The organism is Caulobacter sp. FW305-C-30-S16 (assembly GCF_058783025.1).
In genome coordinates, this window is the sequence record NZ_JBYSYH010000001.1 from 688525 (window position 1) to 709138 (window position 20614).

The following is a 20614-nucleotide window of genomic DNA, read 5'->3' on the forward strand; positions in this document are numbered from 1 at the left end:
GGTCGGGAAGCGCGTCTTGCCGACCCCGTGTCGAGACCGACGTTCCGCCCTCGGTGCCCATAAAGCCAATCAATTGTTTTTGCGGGATGGATTGAGTGGGGCTATGATTGCCTCATGCTCCCGACCCTGCGCCAGCTCCAGTACCTCAAGCTCCTCTCGGACCATGGCTCGTTCAGCCGGGCGGCCGAGGCGGCCCACGTCACCCAGCCGACCCTCTCGGCCGGTATCGCCGAGCTGGAGAAGATCCTCGGCGCGCCGGTGGTCGACCGCGCCCGTTCCGGCGTGATCCTCACAGCCGCCGGCGAAGAGGCGGTGCGCCGCGCCCGGGTGATCCTCGAACAGACCGACGATCTGGTCCAGGCGGCCCAAGGCGCCGGCCAGCCGCTGTCCGGCCGGTTCCGGCTGGGGGTCATTCCCACGGTCGCGCCCTTCCTGCTGCCGCGCGCCCTGCCGGTGATCCGCGACAAGTTCCCCAAGCTGCGGCTGTTTCTGCGCGAGGACCTGACCCACCGGCTGATCGCCTCGCTCAAGGCCGGGGCGCTCGACGCAGCCCTGATCGCGCTGCCCTACGACATGACCGGCCTGGCCTGGGCGCATGTCGAGGACGACGAACTGCTGGCCGCCGCGCCGGACGGCCACCCGATCCTCAAACAGAACCGGGTGAACCCGGAGGACCTGTCGCCGCGCGACATGATTCTGCTCGAGGACGGCCACTGCCTGCGCGACCACGCCCTGGCCGCCTGCGGACTGGAGCCGCCGAAATCGACCGACGAGGAGACCTTCGCCGCCACCTCCCTGCCCACCCTCGTGCAGATGGTCGGCTCGGGCCTCGGCGTCTCCTTCCTGCCGGCCATGGCGGTCAACGCCGGCCTGACCGAGCACGTCGGCGTCACCACCCGCCCGCTCCAGGCCGACCACCCCAGCCGCGAGATCGTCGTCGCCTGGCGCGCCGGCTCCAGCCGCGCCAACGAGGGCCGGATGCTGGCGGAGGTGTTGCGGGGGGTGTGAGGCGAGGGGACTGGATCTGGTGTTCTGCGGAGCACCCCGTCCTGTCTCCGGAGCCTCCGTTCGTCGGTCCCTTTCGATACAATTCGATATATCGAACTTGACATCGCTCCAATCCGATATATCTAATATGCCGATATATCTAGAAAGGATCAGATATGCATCGCCACTTTGGCTTTCACCACCACAAACACGAGCGCTTCGGCCGGCACGGCTTCGGCGGACATCACGGGCGTCACATGGGACGCGGCGGCCGCTTCGGGCGGTTTTTCGACCATGGGGATCTCAAGCTGGTCATCCTGCGGATGATCGCCGACCAGCCCCGCCACGGCTACGAACTGATCAAGGCCGTCGAGGAGCAGGCCGGCGGGGCCTATTCGCCCAGCCCGGGCGTGGTCTACCCGACCCTGACCTGGCTCGAGGAAATGGGCTTCGTCACCGCGGCCGACGCGGCCGGCGGGCGCAAGCTCTACACCATCACGCCCGAGGGCGAGGCGCATCTGCGCGCCAACGAGGGCCAGACGGTCTCGCTGTTCCAGCGCATGGCCGAGGCGGCCGCCGCCAGCACCGCCTTCTCGCCCCAGATCCTTCGGGCGCGGGAAAACCTGCGCACGGCGCTCAAGCTGAAGACCACCGGCGGGGCGCTCAGCAAGGCGCAGATCGAGTCCATTTGCGACGCGCTGGACGCGGCGGCGGCGGCGGTGGAGCGGGCGTAGTGTGGCTTCGCTCTCCCTGTTGGGAGAGCTGTCGCCGCGGAGCGGTGACTGAGTGGGAAGCGTAAGCGCTGGCCGCCACCGGCGTTTCCCTCACCACCATCCTACGGATGACCCCCTCTCCAAAACGGGAGAGGAAAGTCCCTAATCCATCAGCCGCTGCATCAGATAGGTGTACTCCAGCGCCAGCCGCGTGGCCGTCTCGCCGAGGTTGGCGGCTGCCGAGTGACCGCCGTCGATGTTCTCGTAGTAGAGATAGCCGTAGCCCAGCGCGCCCAGCCGCTCCCCCGCCCTGCGGGCATGCGCCGGGTGAACCCGGTCATCCTTGGTCGAGGTCTCGATAAACACCTGCGGATAGGGCTTGCCGGCCTTCAGGTTGCTGTAGGGGTCGTAGGCCGCGATCCAGGCGCGCTCCTCTGGGATCGCCGGATCGCCGTACTCGCCGACCCAGGACGCGCCGGCGCCGAGCTTGGTGTAGCCCAGCATGTCGAACAGCGGCACCTGGATGACGATGGCGTTGTACAGCTCGGGCCGCTGGGTCAGGGCCACGCCCATCAGCAGGCCGCCGTTGGAGCCGCCCATGATGCCCAGCCGCCGAGGCGAGGTGATCTTGCGCGCGATCAGGTCCTCGGACACCGCGAAGAAGTCGTCATAGACCCGCTGGCGATTGGCCTTCAGCCCGGCCTCGTGCCAGGCGGGACCGAACTCGCCGCCGCCGCGGATGTTGGCCACGACATAGACGCCGCCGTTCTCGAGCCACAGCTTGCCGACGGTCGCCGAATAGCCGGGCTTCATCGACTGCTGGAAGCCGCCATAGGCGTAGAGCAGGGTCGGGGCCGAGCCGTCGAACTTCAGGCCCTTCGGCCGCACGATGAAGTAGGGCACCTTCGTGCCGTCCTTCGAGGTCGCCCAGAGCTGCTCGACCACATGGGTCGAGGCGTCGAATTTGGGCGGCGCGGACTTGAGCTTCTCGAGCTTGCCCGTGGCGGCGTCGGCCAGCCACAGGGTGCTGGGGGTCAGATAGCCGGTGACCGTGAAGAACACCCGGTCGTCCTTCTCTGAGGTCGATCCGACACCGATGGTCACGTTGGTCGGCAGGTCCAGCGGCGCGCTGGTCCAGCCCTTGGCGCCCGGCGTGAACACCAGCGCCTTGCCGGTGACGTTCTCGATCAGGCCGACGATCAGGCGATTGCGGCTGATGTTGACGCCTTCAATCGACTGCGCGGCGGTCGGGCGCAGGATCAGTGTGGCGCGCGCCTTCGCCGGATCAGCCGTCAGCGCCGCCAGATCTATGGACGCCAGGTCGCCCTGCTTCAGGTCCTGCGCGGCCCAATCCTCGTCTAGGCTGAACACCAGCTTGCCGTTCAGCAGGCCCTGCAGCGAGCTGCGCGTCGGGAAGGGCATCCTGATCGGACCCTGGTCGGTCAGCAGGAAGTACTCGGTTTCGAAGAAACTCGGGCTGCGGGCGACCATCACCGCCTGCACCACGCCGTCCGCGTCGCGCAGGACGACGGGCGAGACCGACACGTCGTCGACCGTGCCGCGATAGAGTTCGGTGGCCGCGCTCAGCGGCGTGCCGCGTCGCCAGACCTTCAGCACGAAGGGATAGCTCGACTTGGTCATCGTGCCGGGGCCCCAGTCGCGGGCGATCAGCACGGTGTCCTTGTCCAGCCAGCTGACATTCTGCTTGCCGTCCGGCGCGACGAAACCGCCCTCGACGAAGGTCTTCGTGACCGTGTCGAACTCGCGCAGGGTCACCGCGTCCTTGCCGCCGTCGGACAGCTGGACCAGGCAGTAGCGGTCTGCGGGCGCCAGACAGGTCGCGCCCTTGTAGACCCAGTTCCTGCTCTCGGCCTTCGCCAGGGCGTCGAAGTCCAGCACAGTCTCCCAGACCGGCTCGGCCGTGCGGAAGCTGTCCAGCGTCGTGCGCCGCCACAGTCCGCGCACATGATCGGTATCCTGCCAGAAATTTCCGAGCGTCCCGTCGCCGCTGAAGCCGACGCCGGGGATCCGGTCCTTCGCGGTGACGATGTCCAGCGCCGACTTGTGCAGGCCGGCATAGCGCGGGTCGGACTGCAGCACCGGCAGCGAGCGGGCGTTCTCGGCCCGGGCCCAGGCGAGGGCGCGATCCCCCTCGATCTCGTCCAGCCAGGCGAGCGGGTCCTGAACGGTCTGGGCGGTGGCGAGCGAGGCGGTCAGGGCGGCGGCGGTCATGGTCAGGGCCATCAGGAGGGTGCGCATACTCAGTCCATCAACTGTCGGGTCAGGTAGGTGTAGTGCATCCCCCAGCGCTTGGCGTTGGCGGTGGGGTCCGCGCCGTTGGCGTGACCGCCGTCGGTGTTCTCGTAGTACAGATAGGGCGCGCCGAGCTGCGCCAGCATGGCGGCGAACTTGCGGGCATGACCGGGATGCACCCGGTCGTCCTTGGTCGAGGTGGTGATGTAGGCCAGCGGATAGGCGACCCCGACTTTCAGGTTCTGGAACGGCGAATACCGCGCAATCCAGGCGGCCTCGGCCGGAATCGTCGGATCCCCGTACTCGCCAATCCACGACGCCCCCGCCGGGAGCAGGTGATAGCGCATCATGTCCAGCAGCGGGCTTTCGATGATCACTGCGTTCCACAGGTCCGGCCGCTGGGTCAGCGCCACGCCCATCAGCAGGCCGCCGTTGGAGCGCCCGTAGGCGCCCAGCCGGCGGGGCGAGGTGATCTTGCGGCGGATCAGGTCATCTGCCACGGCGAAGTAGTCGTCATAGGCCTTCTGCCGATTGGCCTTCAGCGCGGCCTCGTGCCAGCCGGGCCCGAACTCGCCGCCGCCGCGGATGTTGGCCACGACATAGGTGCCGCCGCGCTCGAGCCAGAGCTTGCCGAGGATCGGGTCATAGACCGGCAGCTTGCTCAGCTGGAAACCGCCGTAGGCGTGCAGCAGCGTCGGATCCTGGCCGTCATGCTTGTGACCCTTGGGATGGACGATGAAGTAGGGGATCTTCGTCCCGTCCTTCGAGATCGCTTCCTTCTGCTCGACCACGTGCGTGGAGGCGTCGAAGCGGGCCGGCAGGGTCTTGATCGCCGTCGATTTGCCCCAGCGCGCCGGGGCCAGCATCAGCCGCGTCGGCGTGACGAAGTTTTCCTCGGTGTAGAAGACCGCATCACCGCTGTCGGCCGTGGCCACCAGGCTGACGGCCGCGTTCGGCAAGGCCGTGTAGTAGTCGGGCTCCCAGTCGGACCCGGCCTCCCGCCGGAAACTGACGAGGCTGCCGCGGACGTTGTCGTATTGCACGGCGACGACGCGGTTCTCGGTCACGGCGATCTGGTCCGGATCGAGCGCCTGCCGGTCCTTCGGCGTGTAGAGGACGTCAGCGACCGGCGGCGGGACGGGCGACCGGCTGGCCGGCAGGGTGCGCGCTTGCTCACGCAGCAGCCCGGGCACATCCACGGCCAGCAACGAGCCGGCGACATAGCCATTGCCGTTCAGGTTCCAGTCCTGCTGGAGCGAGACGATCAGTCGGCCGTGCAGATAGCCGTGTGTCTGCGACCGCGTCGGCAGCAGCAGGCGCTGCGGCTCGCCGCCGCCCTCGGGCAGCAGGAACCAGGCGCTGTTGAAGAAATCGAGCCCACGGTTGACCAGTACGATCCGCTTGCCGGTCCCGTCGCGATAGACCACCGGCTGGGCGGATACGTCCTTCGTCTCGCCGTGGAAGACCTCCCGCGCATAGCCGAGGGGCGCGCCGGCCTTGCGCAGATCAGTCCGGCTCAGCGTCTTGACCACCATGCCATAGCCGGAGTCGGTCAGCGTTCCGGTACCCCAGTCCCGCGTGAGGATGATCGTGTCCGCGTCGAGCCATTCGACAGTCTGCTTGCCCTCCGGCAGACGGAAGCCGCCGCGAACAAAGGCCTTCGTCGTCAGATCGAATTCGCGGATCTCGACCGCGTCCTTGCCGCCGTTGCTCAGCCTGACCAGGCAGCGGTCATGGGTGGTCGGCCGGCAGTCGGCCCCCTTCCAGATCCAGTTGGCGTTTTCCGCCGCCGCCAGGGCGTCGAGATCGAGCACCGTCTCCCACTGCGGGTTGTCGCTCCTGAAGCTGTCCAGCGTCGTCCGCCGCCAGACGCCCCGCACATGCTCGGCGTCCTGCCAGAAGTTGAACACCATACCGCCGATGAAGGTCGGGGTCGGGATCCGGTCACTGGCCGACAGGATCGCCAGGGCGTCGGCCTGCAGGGGGGCGAACCGTGCGTCGCCGGTCAGCGCCGGCAGGGCCTTGGCGTTCTCCGCCTGCACCCAGGCCATCGAGCGTTCGCTCGACACCTGCTCCAGCCACTCGAACGGCGTTTCGACGGAGGCGAGCGCGGGAGCAGCGCCGAGCAACAGCAGGGCGGCGAGGGCGGGAAGCTTCATGTCGGGAAAATCCGGCGTGGAACAAGGCCGGCAACCATAGGGTCGCGGCGCGGGGCGGCAAGGGGGAAGTCTATGCCCCGTCGTCGGGAATACAGAGGACCTTGCCACAGGCCTTGCAGTGAACCGCGTCCGGATCATGCCGTCGCAGACCGCATTCGGGGCACGGGAAGATCACCTTGTGCGGCCGCACCAGCAACTGCATCAGCCGGATGAACAGCGACACGCCGACGAGCATCACGAAGATCGACAGCAGCCGTCCCCAGACGCCCGGCAGGATGATGTCGCCATAGCCCGTCGTGGTCAGGCTGGTGACCGTGAAATAGAGCGCGTCGACCCAGCCGCCGATGCCCTCGTAGCGACCCATGAAGGTCGAATAGACAAAGCCGGTGATCACGAAGACGAAGGTCAGCAGGCCGATGGCCGCCTTGGTCACTTCCTCGACCCGGGTGTCGTCGTAGCGCCGCCCGACCGTTCGCCAGAAGAACTCGCTCTCGACAAGCGTCCACAGCCGCAGCACGCGCAGGAATCCGAAATTGGCCAGCTGTGCGGGAAACAGCAGGGTCACGAGGATGAACAGGTCGACCCAGACCATCGGCCGCTTCAGGCTGCTCTTCAGCGAGGACTGGGCCAGGAACCGAGCGACCAGATCGAGGGTCAGGATCGCGGCGATCACATAGTCCAGAACCAGAAACAGCCCGCCGATGTCGCGCATGATCGGGGCGGCGACGAAGAAGGCGATGATCAGCAGGTCCACGCCGATCACGCCGAACCTGAACCGCACGGCGCCCGGCGAGGCCCCGTGGTAGAGCGCACGAAGCCGGACCCTCAAGCCGTGCACGAAGGACCGGTCGGCGCGGTTCTCTGCGTCCTTCATGTGGCGGTTAACCTCTGACTTAAGACGAAGTCCTAGCCTATATTGCTGTGATGAGCCGTCCGTTTCTCAAAATGAACGGCCTTGGCAACGACTTCGTCGTGGTCGAGGCGCGGGGCGAGGCCTTCCGGCCGACGCCGGCGGAGGCGCGCGCCATCGCCGACCGGACGAACGGTGTCGGCTGCGACCAGCTGATCGCCATCGAGCCGACCACTCGGGCGGACGCCTTCATGCGCATCTGGAACGCCGACGGCGGCGAGGTCGGGGCCTGCGGCAACGCCACCCGCTGCGTGGCCTGGCTGCTGATGGAGGCGGCCGGTCGCGACGATGTGGTCATCGAGACCGAGGCCGGCCTTCTGGCGGCCACCCGCGCGGACGGCGACAAGCGAGTCTCGGTCGACATGGGACCGCCCGAACTGCGCTGGGACCGCATCCCGCTGGCCGAGGAGATGGATACGAAGGGCATCGAACTGCAGGTCGGGCCGATCGACGCGCCGCATCTGCACACGCCCGGCGCGGTCAACATGGGCAACCCGCACGTCGTCTTCTTCGTCGACGACGAGCCGACCGACGCCCTCGTGAAGGGCTCCGGCAGCCTGATCGAGCACCACCCGATGTTCCCCGCGGGGGTCAATGTCGGCTTCGCGTTCGTGAAGGCGCCTGACCGGATTCGCCTGCGGGTCTGGGAGCGGGGGGCGGGCATGACGCTCGCCTGCGGCACCGGCGCCTGCGCCGCCCTCGTCGCCTGCGCCCGGCGCGGCCTGACCGGTCGCGCCGCCACGATCGAGATGGACGGCGGCGAGCTTCATGTCGAATGGCGCGAGACCGACGGCCACGTGATCATGACCGGCCCGGTGACGCTGGAGTTCACGGGGCGCCTCTGATCCGCCGTCAGAGCCGGTATTCGCGCTCCAGCACATAGCGCGAACCCTCGGCCGTCTGGTGGCTCGAATAGAGGCCGAAGCGGTCGATGGCGAAGGCCGGCGACCGCAGCAGGGCGTTGGTCTGGATCCAGGCGGCGACGTCGGTGGGATCAGGCCGGCGCAGATAGGCCATTGTCACGTGCGGGCGATAGGCGCGGCTGTCGGCGGTCAGCTTCGCTCGACGCGCCGCCGTTTCGCACCGACCGGCCAGCACCCGCAGCCGCTCGTTCTCGGCGACGCCGGCCCAGACCGCATGGATATCCGGTCCCTCGCCGAAGGCCCCAACGCTCTCGAGCGTCAGGCCGAACGGAGCGCTGGTGATCCGCTCCAGCTCCAGGTCGAGATCCTCTGCGGCCCGCTCCTGCACGTCGCCATAGAACCGCAACGTGATGTGAAACGCCTCCAGCGGCCGCCAGCGCGCGCCCGGCAGCCCGTGCTGGCGTCGCAGCAGAGGCTCGCCGATCTCCTCGGGAACGGCGATGGCGGCGAACAGGCGGATCATCGCCGGGCCGCCAGCGCCCGTGCGACCACCGGCGCCAGACGTGCGGCGATGATCGCCACGCCGGCGGCGTTCGGATGGATGCCGTCCCGCTGGTTCAGGCGCGGATTGCCGGCAACGCCCTCGAGCAGGTTCGGATAGAGCGCCAGGCCGTACTGCTTCGCCAGGCTGGGAAACACCGCGCCGAAGTCCCGGGCGTAGCTGCGGCCGATCGCTGTCGGCGCGGTCAGGCCGGCCAGGACGACGGTGATGTTGCGCGCCTTCAGTCGACGGATGATCCGGTCGAGGTTGGCCTTCGTCTGCTTCGGGTCGAGCCCTTGCAACAGGTCGTTGCCGCCGAGGGCGACGACGCAGACGGCGGTGTCCGACTGGACGCTGAAGTCGACCCGGCCCGCGCCGCCGGCGCTGGTGTCGCCGCTCACGCCGGCGCTGCGCACGCGCGTCCCCGGCGCCAGCTTCGCAAGGCCGGCCTCAAGGCGAGCGGGCAGGGCGTCGCGGGCGGGCAGGCCGTACCCGGCGGTGATCGAGTCGCCGAGCATGGTGACGATGCGCGGTTTGCCCGCGGCGAACGCAGGCGCCGCCGCGGCGCCGAGCAGGAGGCCGCCGAGCGCGCGTCGGGTTACAGAGGCGTATGGTGTGCTCGTCATGACTACGTCCTATGTAGGGTGAACAAGGTCCCGACCAAATCCCTCCCGCGAAGCCATACGAAAAATGTTTGACGCCTTTCCCCTGCCCGCGCCGCTCGCCCTGGACGCGGTCACCCTGACCCTGCCGTCGGTCGCCGGGCCGGTCGAGATCCTGCGCGGCGTCACCCTGAAGGTCGCGCCGGGCGAACGCGTGGCCGTCGTCGGTCCGTCCGGTTCGGGCAAGTCCTCGCTGATCGCGGTGGCGGCGGGGCTCGAACGGCCGACCTCCGGCGTGGTGAAGCTGTTCGGCGAGGATCTGGCGACGCTCGGCGAGGACGGCCGGGCCAGACTGCGGCGCGGCAAGGTCTCGCTGGTGTTCCAGGCCTTCCATCTGCTGCCCAACATGACCGCGGAAGAAAATGTCGCCGCGCCGCTGGAGCTGGCCGGAATGCGCCACGCCGCCCGCATCGCGCGCGACTGGCTGGGCCGCGTCGGCCTGACCGAGCGGCTGCGGCACTATCCGACCCAGCTGTCCGGCGGAGAGCAGCAGCGGGTCGCCCTGGCGCGCGCCCTGGCCATCGAGCCCGCCCTGCTGTTCGCGGACGAGCCCACCGGCAACCTCGACGCCGCCAACGCCGCGGGGGTCGCCGAGCTGATGTTCGATCTGGTCAACGAGACGGGCGCCGCCCTGGTGCTGGTCACGCATGACACGGCCCTGGCCGCCCGCGCGGGTCGCCAGGTGACCATGGCCGCCGGCCAGATCGTCGGCGACGCCTGATGCCCCTTTCGCTGCGTTTCGCCCTGCGTGAGCTGCGCTCCGGCGTGGCCGGCTTCCGCATCTTTCTCGCCTGTCTGGCGCTGGGCGTCGCGGCCATCGCGGCCGCCGGCTCGACGGCCGAGGCCTTCCGGGCCGGTCTCGCGGTCCAGGCGCGCGAGATCCTCGGCGGCGACCTGCGCCTCAGCGTCGACCGCCGGCTGTTCACGCCGGCGGAGCGCGAGCGGTTCAGCGCCATGGGCAAGACCGCCTGGTCCGCCGCTGCGTCCGCCATGGCCGAGGCCCCGTCGGGCGAGCGGCGTCTGGTCGAGCTGCGCGGCGTGTCCGACACCTACCCCCTGGCCGGCAAGGTCGGGCTGGAGGGCGCAGACTCCCTTGCGGCGGCCTTCTATCCGGAGGGCGACGCGGCCGGAGCGGCGGTCGAACAGGCCTTGCTCGACCGGCTGAATCTCAAGCTCGGCGACACCTTCCTCGTCGGCGAGGCGAAGTTCATCGCCCGGGCCGTGCTGGTCTCCGAGCCTGACCGGCTGGGCCGGGGCTTCGCGCTGGGCCCCCGCGTCCTGACCAGCATCGAAGCGGTCAAGGCCGGCGGCTTCCTCCAGCCGGGCATGCCGAACACCAACGAGGCCGTGCGTATCGCGCTCAGGCCCGAGCTCGCCACCAACGCCGGCGTCGACCGGCTGGTGAAGCGGCTCAAGGCCGACGGCTTCGAGGCCCGCGGCCGTAACGAGGCGGGCGGCGGGTTCAAGCGACTGATCGACCAGCTCGAGTACTTCCTCGGCTTCATCGGCCTGGCCTCGCTGGTCGCCGGCGGGCTCGGCGTCGCCGGCGCCGTCTCGGCCTACCTCGAACAGCGCAAACCCTCGATCGCGGTGCTCAAGGCGCTGGGGGCGGAAGGTACGCTGATCCGCAACCTCTACCTGATCCAGATCGGCGTCCTGTCGGCGCTCGGGGTCGCCATCGGCCTGGTCATCGGTGCGATCGCGCCGCTGGCGCTGGGGCAGCTGGCCGCGGACAAACTGCCGGTTCCTGCGCTGTTCGCGATTTATCCGGCGCCGCTGGCCAAGGCGGCTCTGTTCGGACTGCTGGCGGCGGCGGCCTTCAGCCTCGCCCCGCTGGCCAGGGCGCGTGCGACCCCGCCGTCGTCGCTGTTCCGCCGCGACCTGACGGGCAGGCTGGACTTTGGCCCCGAGGTGATCGTCGCGGTGCTCGCCGGCATGGGCCTGGCCGCCCTCGCGGTGGTCACGGCGCCGACGCCGGCGGCGGCCGCGATCATGATCGCCGGCGTCGCGGTCGCCTTCGGACTGCTCTGGGCGCTTGGACGGGGCGCGGCCCTGCTGGCCGGACGGCTTCGCGGGTTCGCGCGCGGCGCGGTGCGGATCGGCATAGCCAACCTCGCCGGTCCCCGTTCGGCCGCCCGCACCGCCGCGCCCGCCATCGGCCTGGGCGTCGCCCTGCTGGCGGCGGTGGTGCTGATCCAGTCCAGCCTGCTGGCCCAGGTCAGCGAGGTGGCCCCGAGGACCGCGCCGGCCATGGTCTTCACCGAGATCCCCGGGGCCCGCGCGGCCGAGTTCGACGCCGCGGTGGGCAAGGCCTTCGCCACCAGCCTGACCGACCGGAACTGGCTCCGCGCGCCGTTCACCACCGGCCGCATCGTCCGGGTGAAGGGCGAGATCGTCGATCTGGAGAAGATCAAGGACAGCGAGCGCTGGGCCTATGACAACGACATCCAGATCTCCGTCATCGGCCCGCAGCCGGCGGAGGCGGGCATCGTCTCAGGCCGCTGGTGGACGCCGGACTATTCTGGTGAACCGGTCATCGCCATGGAGGCGGACGCCGCCGCGGGCGCGAACCTGAAGGTCGGCGACCAGGTCACGCTCAACGTCCTCGGGCGCGAGATCGACGCCCGGATCGCGGTGCTGCGCAAGGTCGACTGGGGCGGCTTCGGCCCCGCCTTCCCGATCATCATCAATCCCGCCGCCCTCGAGGGCGCGGTCCTGCCGCAGGTCGCCATCGCCAAGGCGGACAAGACGCAGGAAGCCGCGGTCACCCGCGCGCTCGGCAAGGACTTTCCGATGGTCAATGTGATCAGCGTCCGCGAACAGCTGGAAGCGGCCACCGAGATGCTCGACCGGCTGGTGCTGGCCATCCAGGGCGCGGCCTCCGTCGCGGCGCTGGCCGGCCTGCTGGTGCTGGCCGGGGCGATCGCGGCCGGCGCCCGCGCCCGCGCCCGGGAGGCGGCGACGCTCAAGGTGCTGGGCGGGTCGCGGGTCCAGATCCTGCTGGCCTACGGTGTCGAATATGGCGCGGTCGGGCTGATCGCCGGCCTGGCCGGCGTCGCGCTGGGCTACGCCGCGGCCTGGCCGGTGGTGGTCAAGGTGTTCGAGGCCGAGTGGAGCGTCGACTGGGCCGGCGTCGGGACCCTGCTCGGGGCGGCGGTGGGTCTGGCGACCCTCGGCGGTCTGCTGGCCGCGATCCAGGCCCTGTCGAAGCGCCCGGCCCCCGTGCTCCGCGCCGAGTAGCCCGTCAGAAATAGTCATTTGCGAACCGCTTGCGTCAGGCCGCAGCAGTACCGATATTGGGTCGGCGTCCATCCTGGGCGCGACAACCATAGGGCTTTTTCCATGAGCGACTTCGGACGCGGTACTGCGCGCTCGATTCCGCAGACCGTCGACATGTCGATTGACGCGGGTCTCCGCGCCTTCATGCTCGGCGTTTACAACAAGATGGCCTTGGGCCTGCTGGTGTCGGCGGGCATCGCCTACGCCGTGGCCACGATCCCGGCGATCCGCGACATGCTGTTCGTGGTGTCGGAAACCGGCGCCTTCCGCGGCTACACCCTGCCCGGCATGATCCTGGCCTTCGCCCCGCTGGCGCTGGTCCTGATCTCGGGCTTTGCGATGCGTAATCCGAGCCCTGCCGGCTCGGCCGCCCTCTACTGGGGCATCGTCAGCCTGATCGGCGCTTCCGGCGCGGTCTGGGTGCTGCGTTACACGGGCGGCTCGATCGCCTCGACCTTCCTGATCACGGCCACGGCGTTCGGCGCGCTGAGCCTCGTCGGCTACACGACCAAGAAGGACCTGACCGGCTTCGGCAGCTTCCTGATCATGGGCGTCTGGGGCATCCTGATCGCCTCGATCGTCAACATCTTCCTCAAGCAGCCGATGCTCTACTGGATCATCAACGCCGTCGGCGTGCTGATCTTCGCCGGCCTGACCGCCTACGACACCCAGCGGCTGAAGATGACCTACTACGCCCTCGGCGGCGATGAAGCCGGCAAGGCTGTGGCCACCAACTATGGCGCGCTGAGCCTCTATCTGGACTTCATCAACCTGTTCCAGTTCCTGCTCGCCTTCCTCGGCGGCCGTCGCGAATAGCGGCGAATCCTCAGGCTGAAACGATCAGGCCCCGCCCGGGAAACCGGCGGGGCCTTTTCTTATTCCACGACGGTGAAGCGGCCCTTGTCGAACACCTTGAGCACCTGCTCCAGGTCGTGGCCGCGTTTCAGGATATGGCCGCCCTGGCCGAGCACGGCCCAGGCCCCCTGCTTGCGGGCCAGCGCCGGGCGCTTCTCGATGCGATAGAGCGGCTGCTCCGAGGCGCGGCGGAAGACGCTGAATACGCAGCTCTCCGACAGGCCGGCGATGGCGTAGTCGCGCCACTCCCCCGCCGCGACCATCCGGCCGTAGAGCCGCAGCAGACGCTCCAGTTCCCGCCGCTCGAAAAACACCACGGCGGGGGCAGGGTCTGAGTATGTCGGTTCGAACGCCATTGATCGGAAAGGCTAGACCCAAACCGGCCGGTTTGGCGAGAGGCGTCGCGGAATAGCCACGCTTCGCCGGATTGTGGAACGACGGTCACCAACGGCCCCCAAAAGACCTTATTTCGGACGCGCGCCCGCCGGTAACGGGCATCAAGTTCTGATGGTCGGCCGGTCAGAAGCCTCGCTGGTTCCGGATCCTGAACAGCCCCCCCAGCCCCCCCCTGGATCGCGGGCTTCGGATCGGCCGACACCTTTCAAAGAGATCCCCTCTCTCGATTGAACCCCCGTTGCCTTCCCCTCCGGCAGCGGGGGTTTCATTTTGTCCGCACGCCGCCGCGAAGACGGACGGCCGGAGGAAACGGACATGGGCAGACTCGAAGGCCGCAGGGCCATCGTCACGGGCGCGGCCAGCGGCATCGGCCGGGCCAGCGCCGAACTCTTCGCCAGCGAGGGCGCCCGGGTGCTGGCGGTGGACCGGCCCGGCGCCGATCTGACGTTCGACCATCCCGCCATCGAGGCCCTGGCCCAGGACATCAGCGAGGACGCCGGCCCCGCCGCCATCATCGCCCGGGCCGTCGCGGCCTTCGGCGGCCTGGACATCGTCTACAACAATGCCGGCGTTTCGGGCTCCACGCCGGTCGGCGACACCAGCGACGAGGCCTTCGACCGCCAGATCTCGATCAATCTGCGCGCCGGCTTTCGCATCAGCCGCGAAGCCGTGCCGCACCTGGTGAAGTCCGGCGTCGGCCGGTTGATCTTCACGGCCTCGATCATGGCCCGGCACACCGACAACGGCCTGGTGGCCTATTCGGCGTCCAAGGCGGGCGTCGTGGGGATGATGCGCACCTTCGCCCTTGAGCTCGGCCGCCACGCCGTGACCAGCAACGCGATCCTGCCGGGGGCGATCGCCACCGGCATGACGGCCGCCAGCTTCGTCCATGACGACATCGCGGCCCTGTGGGCGAAGAAGGCCGCCCTCAAGCGTCTCGGCCAGCCGATCGACATCGCCCGCGCGGCGCTGTTCCTGGCGTCCGACGACGGCGGGTTCGTGACGGGCCAGGCGCTGGGCGTCGACGGCGGACTGATGCTGCGGGTGTAGTGTGCGTCCTTCGAGACGCGATCCTGAGGGATCGCTCCTCAGGATGACGACGAGGGCTGAACTGCACCCCTTATCGTCATGGTGAGGAGCGAGGCATCAGCCGAGCGTCTCGAACCACGCAGCGAAATCTACCTCGCCAGAACCGCCAGAATCTTCCCGCCCTTCGGCGCCTGGACGATCACCGCGGTGGACAGGCCCTCGATGTCGGTCTCTGGCAGGCGATAGGCGGTCGGCTTGCCGCGCCAGCCGCCGATGCGGACGACCTCGCGGACGACGTTGCGCTGGACCAGGGTCTGGCCCTTGTTGTCGCCACGCCGGGGCGTGACCTCCAGTTCGCGCGGATCATAGCGGATCAGCCAGACGTCGGCGCCGCCGCGCGGAGCCGGACCCGAACCGACGGCGACCCGGCGGGTCCCGAGGAACAGCATGTCCGGCGGATTGATGGCGGTCTTCAGCGCGGTCGCGACCAGCGTCTCGACGGCCTCGCCCTTCACGGCCGACGCCTGCACCCGGCCGTCGACGACGACCTGCGGGGTGTAGACCTCGCGCAGGGCCAGCTTGCGGGCATAGGCGCGCTGGCGCTCGGTGAACTCCGGCCTGGCGAAGGTGTCCGGCCAGCCGAGGTAGTCCCAGTAGTCGACGGCGAAGGTCAGGGCGAGCACGTCCGGCCGCTTCGCCAGCTCCGCGACCTTGGCGTTGGCCACGCCGCAGGACGAGCAGCCCTGGGCCGTGAACAGCTCCACGACCACCGGCGGCCGGGCAAGCGCCGGCGAGGCCGTTGGAAGCAGCAGCAACAGGACGAAGGCGAACAGGGCTTTCCGCATCTCGCCGCACTTAATCGGAGAAGCCCCCCGCGCGCGTTTCACGAGGCCGTGAACGGGGCGGGGACATGTACCGCGGGTACGTGTCCCCTATGCCTTCGCCGCTCGATTGGGGGACACGTACCTTCGGTACATGTCCCCGTTCTCTTAGCTCTCGCCGCCGGCGAGATTGCGCAGCACGTAGTTCAGCACGCCGCCGTTCTGGAAGTACTCCAGCTCGGTCGGGCCATCGATGCGGCAGCGCACGGGGAAGCGCGCGATGCGGCCGTCCGACGGGCGATACAGCTCGACGATCAGCTGCTTGCGCGGCGACAGGTCCTGCAGGCCGCGGATCGAGACGATCTCCTCGCCCGTCAGGCCCAGACGCTGCCAGCCGTCGGACAGGAACTGCAGCGGCAGAACGCCCATCTGCACGAGGTTGCTGCGGTGGATACGCTCGAAGGTCTCGGCGATGACCGCACGAACGCCGAGCAGCTTGGCGCCCTTGGCCGCCCAGTCGCGCGAGCTGCCGGTGCCGTATTCCTTGCCCGCGAACACGACGGCCGGACGGCCCTCGGCTTCGTAGCGCATGGCGGCGTCGTAGATCGGCATCACCTGGCCCGACGGGAAGTGCTTGGTCACGCCGCCTTCGATCTCGGGGGTGATCTTGTTGCGGATGCGGATGTTGGCGAACGTGCCGCGCATCATCACTTCGTGGTTGCCGCGACGGCTGCCGTAGCCGTTGAAGTCCTCGAAGCGGACCTGGTGCGACAGCAGGTATTCACCCGCCGGCGAGGCCTTCTTGATCGAGCCGGCCGGGCTGATGTGGTCGGTGGTGATGGAGTCGCCGAACACGCCCAGGACGCGCGCCTCGATGATGTCCTTCACCGCCGACGGGGTCATGGACATGCCCTCGAAGTAGGGCGGGTTCTTCACGTAGGTCGAGCCGATGTCCCAGGCGTAGGTCTGGCCGCCTTCGACCTTGATCGCCTGCCAGTGCTTGTCGCCCTTGAACACGTCGCCGTAGCGCTTGGCGAACATCTCGCTGGTCACCGACTTGCGCTGCAGGTCGGCGATGTCCTTCGAGGTCGGCCAGATGTCCTTCAGGAAGACGTCCTTGCCCTTCTTGTCCTTGCCCAGCGGCTGGGTCGCCAGGTCGATGCGCATCGAGCCGGCCAGGGCGTAGGCGACCACCAGCGGCGGCGAGGCCAGATAGTTGGCGCGCACGTCCGGGTTCACCCGGCCTTCGAAGTTGCGGTTGCCCGACAGCACCGAGCAGGCGACCAGGTCGCCTTCGTTGACCGCGGCGCTGATCGCCTCGGGCAGCGGGCCGGAGTTGCCGATGCAGGTGGTGCAGCCGTAGCCGACCAGGTTGAAGCCCAGGGCGTCGAGGTGCTTGGTCAGGCCGGCCTTGGCCAGGTAATCGGTGACCACCTGCGAGCCGGGGGCCAGCGAGGTCTTCACCCACGGCTTCACCGTCAGGCCCTTGGCGACCGCATTCTTGGCCAGCAGGCCGGCGGCGATCAGGACGCTCGGGTTGGAGGTGTTGGTGCAGCTGGTGATGGCCGCGATGACCACGTCGCCGTGGCCGACGTCGAAGGTCGAGCCGGCGACCGGAACGCGGCGGTCGGTCTGTTCCTTCTTGCCGAACTCCTCGCCCAGGGCCGTTTCAAAGGCGGCGGCGGAGTCGCTGAGCAGCACGCGGTCCTGCGGACGCTTGGGACCGGCCAGCGAGGGCAGAACGTCGCCCAGCGCCAGCTCCAGAACGTCCGTGAACACCGGCTCTTCGGCTTCCGGATCGAACCACATGCCCTGGGCCTTGGCGTAGGCCTCGACCAGGTTGACCCGCTGGGTGTCGCGGTTGGTGGCGCGCAGATAGTCGATGGTCGACTGGCTGATCGGGAAGAAGCCGCAGGTGGCGCCGTACTCGGGGGCCATGTTTGCGATGGTCGCCTGGTCCTCGATGGTCAGGTTGGCGAGGCCGTTGCCGAAGAACTCGACGAACTTGCCGACGACGCCCTTCTTGCGCAGCATCTGGGTTACGGTCAGCACCAGGTCGGTGGCGGTCGCGCCTTCCGGCAGGGCGCCGGTCAGGCGGAAGCCGATCACTTCCGGGATCAGCATCGGGATAGCCTGGCCGAGCATCGCGGCCTCCGCCTCGATGCCGCCGACGCCCCAGCCCAGAACCGACAGGCCGTTGACCATCGTGGTGTGCGAATCGGTGCCGACGACGGTGTCGGGATAGGCGACGTCCGCCTCGGGGTGGCCGGCGTCCGGCGCGGTCCAGACGGTCTGGGCCAGGTATTCCAGGTTCACCTGGTGGCAGATGCCGGTGCCCGGGGGCACCACGCGGAAGTTGTTGAACGCCGACGAGCCCCAGCGCAGGAAGCGGTAACGCTCGATGTTGCGCTCGTATTCCTTGTCGACGTTGTCGCCGTAGCTCTTGGCCGTGCCGAAGTAGTCGACCATCACCGAGTGGTCGATGACCAGATCGACGGGGATCAGCGGGTTGATCTTGGTCGGGTCGGCGCCGAGCAGGTTCATCGCGTCGCGCATGGCGGCGAGGTCGACGACGGCCGGCACGCCGGTGAAGTCCTGCATCAGCACGCGGGCCGGGCGGAAGCTGATCTCGTGCTCAACGCCGCCCTTGTTGTCGATCCAGGCCGCGACGGCCTTCAGGTCGGATTCGGTGGTGTCCGCGCCGTTTTCGTTGCGCAGTTGGTTCTCGAGCAGAACCTTCATTGACACGGGCAGGCGGCTCACGCCTTTCAGACCGGCGTCTTCCGCAGCGCTCAGGCTGTAGTAGACGTAAGATGCGCCGCCAACCACGAGGGTCCGGCGGGTGTGCAGGCTGTCGATAGACGCCATGTGGGGGGAGTCCTTTCCTGTTCTCGGCCGCCCGAAAACCACTTCCGGGATCGCGCGCTCGGAAAGGACTCACAGCGTCCACCCCGGCGCGGCGTACCTCCCCGCGCGCACGCGGGGGGCCGATGCCGGGCTGCATACTCCGCGTCGCGCCAAACGTCCATGTTGGCGTCATGGGCTTTGCGAGCCGTTCTCAGGTGACCGCATGATTTCGACGGTTCAGATCGAGGATCTCGCGATCCGCCGGGGCGAACGACTGTTGTTCGAACACCTGGACTTCACGGTTTCAGCCGGCGAAGCGGTGGCCCTGACCGGCCGCAACGGCGCCGGCAAGACCAGCCTGTTGCGGGCGATCGCCGGACTGCTGCGGCCGAGCGCGGGAACGGTGCGATTCGACGGCGCGGCGGACGCCGACGAGGCCCGGTCGCGCGACCTGCATCTGATCGGGCATCTGGACGGCCTCAAGGGCGGCCGCACGGCGCGTGAGGAACTGGCCTTCGCCGCCGGCTGGTGCGGCGCTGACGCCGCGGGTCTCGCCCGGGCGGCCGAGGCGCTCGACCTCGGGCGTCTGCTGAACCTCGAGGTGCGCAAGCTCTCCGCCGGCCAGCGGCGGCGGGTCGTCCTGGCGCGGCTGGTCGCGGCGCCCCGGACCCTGTGGCTGCTGGACGAACCACTGTCGCCGCTGGACAGCGTCTGGCGCGCGCGCGTCGGGGATCTGATCGCCGAGCACCTGAAGGGTGGCGGCATGCTGCTGGCCGCCGTGCACGATCCCCTGCCGGTTCCGGGCCGCACCGTGGAGGTCGGCGGATGAGCCCGATGGCCGTCCTGTTGCGCCGCGAGCTGGCCCTGGCCTGGGGCCGGGGCGGCGGACCGCTGCCCGCCCTGGCCTTCTACGCCGGGGTGACGACCCTCTTGCCGCTGGCGATCGGCCCCGAGCCGGAAAAGCTCGCCGTCATCGCGCCGGGCATCGCCTGGCTGTGCCTCGCGCTCGCCTCGCTGCTGTCGCTCGAGCGGTTGTTCGAGCGCGACCATGAGGACGGCGCCCTGGACCTCCTGGCGCTCGGCGGACCGCCGCTCGAGGCGATCTGCGCGATCAAGGCCCTGGCCCAATGGCTGTCCACGGGCCTGCCGCTGGCCTTCGCCGCGCCGCTGGCCGCCCTGATGCTGGGCGCCCCGGTCGGGCTGGCGCCGGTGGTTTTCCTCTGCGCCCTCGTGGGCGGCCTGGCGTTCGCCTTCGTCGGCGGTCTGGGCGCGGCGCTCGCCCTGGGCAGCCGTCGCGGCGGCCTGCTGATTGCGGTGATCGTCCTGCCGCTGTTCGCCCCGCCGGTGATCTTCGGTGGCGGCGCGCTCAGTCAGGCGGCAATGGGCGCGGGGCAGGTCTCGGGACTGCTGTTGCTCTGCGGCTGGGCTCTCGCCGCGGTCGCGCTCAGCCCGCTGGCGATGGCCGCGGCCTGTCGCAACGCGCTCGACTGATCTGCGTCCGGACTGAAACAAACCGGTGGTCTTCAGACAAACGCCGGCCACACAGACGGGGCATGGTGGCGTCACAAGCAATCCGGATCGGGGAGCCATCCAATGACCAAGACCTTTTCACGCATCGCCCTGCTGGCCGGGGCGATCGCCCTGACCGGCCTCGCCACGGCCTCTGCCCAGACCGCGCCCGCCCCCGGCGGCGACGGCCCGCGAATCGAACGCCGTGTGATGATCATGGGCGGCCCGGGCGGTCCCGGCATGCGCCACCCGGGTGGTCCGGGCATGGGCGGCATGCATGGGCCGATGGACCCCGAGAAGCACATCCAGCATCTGCGTGACGTGCTCCAGCTCCGGGCCGATCAGGAAGGCGCCCTGAAGGCGTTCGTCGCCGCTATGAAGCCGCCCGAGCGCCCCGCCCCGGCTGCTGACGGCGCCGCCCCGGCTCGCCCGGAGCGTCCGAAGACCACGCCCGAGCGGCTTGCCCGGGCCGAGAAGATGATGGCCGAGCACCAGGCCGGCATGCGCAAGCGCAATGACGCCATCCGCGCCTTCTACGCCCAGCTGTCCCCCTCGCAGCAGAAGGCGTTCGACGCCCTGCACATGGGCATGCCCGGCATGCGTCACGGCCCCGGCGGTCCGGGTGAGCGCCGGGTGCGGGTGATCCGCCGTGGCGGGCCTGACGGTGGGCCCGGCCGCCCCTCGGCGATGATGGATGAGGAGGGACCCGGCGCGCTGGCGTTCCTCGACGGCGAGGAAGAGGAGTTCGAGATCGAGCTCGGCGAAGGCCCTGACACTCCGGATCAGTAGT

General features: G+C 69.2%; 18 protein-coding genes. 10 read left to right on the forward strand and 8 right to left on the reverse strand.

From position 1 onward, the window contains the following. Positions 1-114 precede the first annotated feature (114 nt). Positions 115-1008: a hydrogen peroxide-inducible genes activator gene (locus AC3WJT_RS03340; protein ID WP_492341642.1), complete on the forward strand. Its 894-nt coding sequence runs from the start codon at positions 115-117 to the stop codon at positions 1006-1008. Positions 1009-1163: 155 nt separating this feature from the next. Further along, positions 1164-1721, forward strand: coding sequence for a PadR family transcriptional regulator (locus tag AC3WJT_RS03345; protein ID WP_492341643.1), 558 nt, complete (start codon positions 1164-1166; stop codon positions 1719-1721). Between the two features lie 141 nt (positions 1722-1862). Here AC3WJT_RS03345 and AC3WJT_RS03350 read toward each other — a convergent pair whose 3' ends face one another. The 3 genes from AC3WJT_RS03350 to AC3WJT_RS03360 form a co-directional block, all read right to left on the reverse strand. Beyond that, positions 1863-3959, reverse strand: a complete 2097-nt coding sequence (locus tag AC3WJT_RS03350) for a prolyl oligopeptidase family serine peptidase (protein ID WP_492341644.1) — start codon at positions 3957-3959, stop codon at positions 1863-1865. Between the two features lie 2 nt (positions 3960-3961). Next, positions 3962-6112, reverse strand: a complete 2151-nt coding sequence (locus AC3WJT_RS03355) for a prolyl oligopeptidase family serine peptidase (protein WP_492341645.1) — start codon at positions 6110-6112, stop codon at positions 3962-3964. A gap of 70 nt (positions 6113-6182) precedes the next feature. Continuing rightward, the gene (locus AC3WJT_RS03360) at positions 6183-6986 is read right to left on the reverse strand and encodes a potassium channel family protein (RefSeq protein WP_492341646.1); all 804 of its coding nucleotides are present in this window, start codon (positions 6984-6986) and stop codon (positions 6183-6185) included. A gap of 50 nt (positions 6987-7036) precedes the next feature. Here AC3WJT_RS03360 and dapF point away from each other — a divergent pair, with 50 nt between their 5' ends. Continuing rightward, entirely contained in the window at positions 7037-7867 is an 831-nt protein-coding gene (dapF, locus tag AC3WJT_RS03365; protein ID WP_492341647.1) for a diaminopimelate epimerase, read from the forward strand. 7 nt (positions 7868-7874) lie between these two features. Here the strand turns inward: dapF and thpR are convergent, their stop codons facing one another. Both thpR and AC3WJT_RS03375 read right to left on the reverse strand, forming a co-directional pair. Then, a complete protein-coding gene (gene thpR / locus AC3WJT_RS03370; RefSeq protein ID WP_492341648.1) occupies positions 7875-8408 on the reverse strand; it encodes an RNA 2',3'-cyclic phosphodiesterase in 534 nt (177 codons plus the stop codon). Further along, positions 8405-9052 carry an arylesterase gene (locus tag AC3WJT_RS03375; protein ID WP_492341649.1) on the reverse strand — a complete coding sequence of 216 codons (648 nt, stop codon included), beginning with the start codon at positions 9050-9052 and terminating at the stop codon, positions 8405-8407. Before AC3WJT_RS03375 ends, thpR begins: the two co-directional genes overlap by 4 nt. Positions 9053-9116: 64 nt before the next feature. On the opposite strand from AC3WJT_RS03375, the gene AC3WJT_RS03380 reads away from it, so the two are divergent. From AC3WJT_RS03380 to AC3WJT_RS03390, 3 genes are all read left to right on the forward strand, one after another. Then, entirely contained in the window at positions 9117-9809 is a 693-nt protein-coding gene (locus tag AC3WJT_RS03380; RefSeq protein WP_492341650.1) for an ABC transporter ATP-binding protein, read from the forward strand. Continuing rightward, positions 9809-12328 (forward strand): ABC transporter permease, encoded by a 2520-nt coding sequence (locus tag AC3WJT_RS03385; protein WP_492341651.1) that lies wholly within the window; start codon positions 9809-9811, stop codon positions 12326-12328. Before AC3WJT_RS03380 ends, AC3WJT_RS03385 begins: the two co-directional genes overlap by 1 nt. A gap of 102 nt (positions 12329-12430) precedes the next feature. Then, the gene (locus AC3WJT_RS03390) at positions 12431-13183 is read left to right on the forward strand and encodes a Bax inhibitor-1/YccA family protein (RefSeq protein ID WP_492341652.1); all 753 of its coding nucleotides are present in this window, start codon (positions 12431-12433) and stop codon (positions 13181-13183) included. Positions 13184-13242: 59 nt separating this feature from the next. On the opposite strand, the gene AC3WJT_RS03395 is transcribed toward AC3WJT_RS03390, so the two are convergent. Next, positions 13243-13578 (reverse strand): DUF2794 domain-containing protein, encoded by a 336-nt coding sequence (locus AC3WJT_RS03395; protein ID WP_492341653.1) that lies wholly within the window; start codon positions 13576-13578, stop codon positions 13243-13245. 355 nt (positions 13579-13933) lie between these two features. On the opposite strand from AC3WJT_RS03395, the gene AC3WJT_RS03400 reads away from it, so the two are divergent. Continuing rightward, a complete protein-coding gene (locus tag AC3WJT_RS03400) occupies positions 13934-14668 on the forward strand; it encodes an SDR family NAD(P)-dependent oxidoreductase (RefSeq protein WP_492341654.1) in 735 nt (244 codons plus the stop codon). Positions 14669-14796: 128 nt separating this feature from the next. Here AC3WJT_RS03400 and AC3WJT_RS03405 read toward each other — a convergent pair whose 3' ends face one another. After that, complete coding sequence (locus AC3WJT_RS03405; RefSeq protein ID WP_492341655.1) at positions 14797-15492, reverse strand: DUF1223 domain-containing protein; 696 nt, start codon at positions 15490-15492, stop codon at positions 14797-14799. A gap of 144 nt (positions 15493-15636) precedes the next feature. Next, positions 15637-18336 carry an aconitate hydratase AcnA gene (gene acnA / locus AC3WJT_RS03410; protein WP_492341656.1) on the reverse strand — a complete coding sequence of 900 codons (2700 nt, stop codon included), beginning with the start codon at positions 18334-18336 and terminating at the stop codon, positions 15637-15639. 202 nt (positions 18337-18538) lie between these two features. On the opposite strand from acnA, the gene ccmA reads away from it, so the two are divergent. From ccmA to AC3WJT_RS03425, 3 genes are all read left to right on the forward strand, one after another. Next, positions 18539-19144, forward strand: a complete 606-nt coding sequence (gene ccmA / locus AC3WJT_RS03415) for a heme ABC exporter ATP-binding protein CcmA (RefSeq protein ID WP_492341657.1) — start codon at positions 18539-18541, stop codon at positions 19142-19144. After that, positions 19141-19806 carry a heme exporter protein CcmB gene (ccmB, locus tag AC3WJT_RS03420; protein ID WP_492341658.1) on the forward strand — a complete coding sequence of 222 codons (666 nt, stop codon included), beginning with the start codon at positions 19141-19143 and terminating at the stop codon, positions 19804-19806. Before ccmA ends, ccmB begins: the two co-directional genes overlap by 4 nt. 102 nt (positions 19807-19908) lie before the next feature. Then, a complete protein-coding gene (locus AC3WJT_RS03425) occupies positions 19909-20613 on the forward strand; it encodes a Spy/CpxP family protein refolding chaperone (RefSeq protein WP_492341659.1) in 705 nt (234 codons plus the stop codon). Position 20614 lies beyond the last annotated feature (1 nt).

Excerpts from the sequence above, each read along its gene's own strand:
- AC3WJT_RS03340 (WP_492341642.1), top strand. The coding sequence starts at position 115 with ATGCTCCCGACCCTGCGCCAGCTCCAGTACCTCAAGCTCCTCTCGGAC.
- AC3WJT_RS03345 (WP_492341643.1), top strand. The coding sequence starts at position 1,164 with ATGCATCGCCACTTTGGCTTTCACCACCACAAACACGAGCGCTTCGGC.
- AC3WJT_RS03350 (WP_492341644.1), bottom strand. The coding sequence starts at position 3,959 with ATGCGCACCCTCCTGATGGCCCTGACCATGACCGCCGCCGCCCTGACC.
- AC3WJT_RS03355 (WP_492341645.1), bottom strand. The coding sequence starts at position 6,112 with ATGAAGCTTCCCGCCCTCGCCGCCCTGCTGTTGCTCGGCGCTGCTCCC.
- AC3WJT_RS03360 (WP_492341646.1), bottom strand. The coding sequence starts at position 6,986 with ATGAAGGACGCAGAGAACCGCGCCGACCGGTCCTTCGTGCACGGCTTG.
- dapF (WP_492341647.1), top strand. The coding sequence starts at position 7,037 with ATGAGCCGTCCGTTTCTCAAAATGAACGGCCTTGGCAACGACTTCGTC.
- thpR (WP_492341648.1), bottom strand. The coding sequence starts at position 8,408 with ATGATCCGCCTGTTCGCCGCCATCGCCGTTCCCGAGGAGATCGGCGAG.
- AC3WJT_RS03375 (WP_492341649.1), bottom strand. The coding sequence starts at position 9,052 with ATGACGAGCACACCATACGCCTCTGTAACCCGACGCGCGCTCGGCGGC.
- AC3WJT_RS03380 (WP_492341650.1), top strand. The coding sequence starts at position 9,117 with ATGTTTGACGCCTTTCCCCTGCCCGCGCCGCTCGCCCTGGACGCGGTC.
- AC3WJT_RS03385 (WP_492341651.1), top strand. The coding sequence starts at position 9,809 with ATGCCCCTTTCGCTGCGTTTCGCCCTGCGTGAGCTGCGCTCCGGCGTG.
- AC3WJT_RS03390 (WP_492341652.1), top strand. The coding sequence starts at position 12,431 with ATGAGCGACTTCGGACGCGGTACTGCGCGCTCGATTCCGCAGACCGTC.
- AC3WJT_RS03395 (WP_492341653.1), bottom strand. The coding sequence starts at position 13,578 with ATGGCGTTCGAACCGACATACTCAGACCCTGCCCCCGCCGTGGTGTTT.
- AC3WJT_RS03400 (WP_492341654.1), top strand. The coding sequence starts at position 13,934 with ATGGGCAGACTCGAAGGCCGCAGGGCCATCGTCACGGGCGCGGCCAGC.
- AC3WJT_RS03405 (WP_492341655.1), bottom strand. The coding sequence starts at position 15,492 with ATGCGGAAAGCCCTGTTCGCCTTCGTCCTGTTGCTGCTGCTTCCAACG.
- acnA (WP_492341656.1), bottom strand. The coding sequence starts at position 18,336 with ATGGCGTCTATCGACAGCCTGCACACCCGCCGGACCCTCGTGGTTGGC.
- ccmA (WP_492341657.1), top strand. The coding sequence starts at position 18,539 with ATGATTTCGACGGTTCAGATCGAGGATCTCGCGATCCGCCGGGGCGAA.
- ccmB (WP_492341658.1), top strand. The coding sequence starts at position 19,141 with ATGAGCCCGATGGCCGTCCTGTTGCGCCGCGAGCTGGCCCTGGCCTGG.
- AC3WJT_RS03425 (WP_492341659.1), top strand. The coding sequence starts at position 19,909 with ATGACCAAGACCTTTTCACGCATCGCCCTGCTGGCCGGGGCGATCGCC.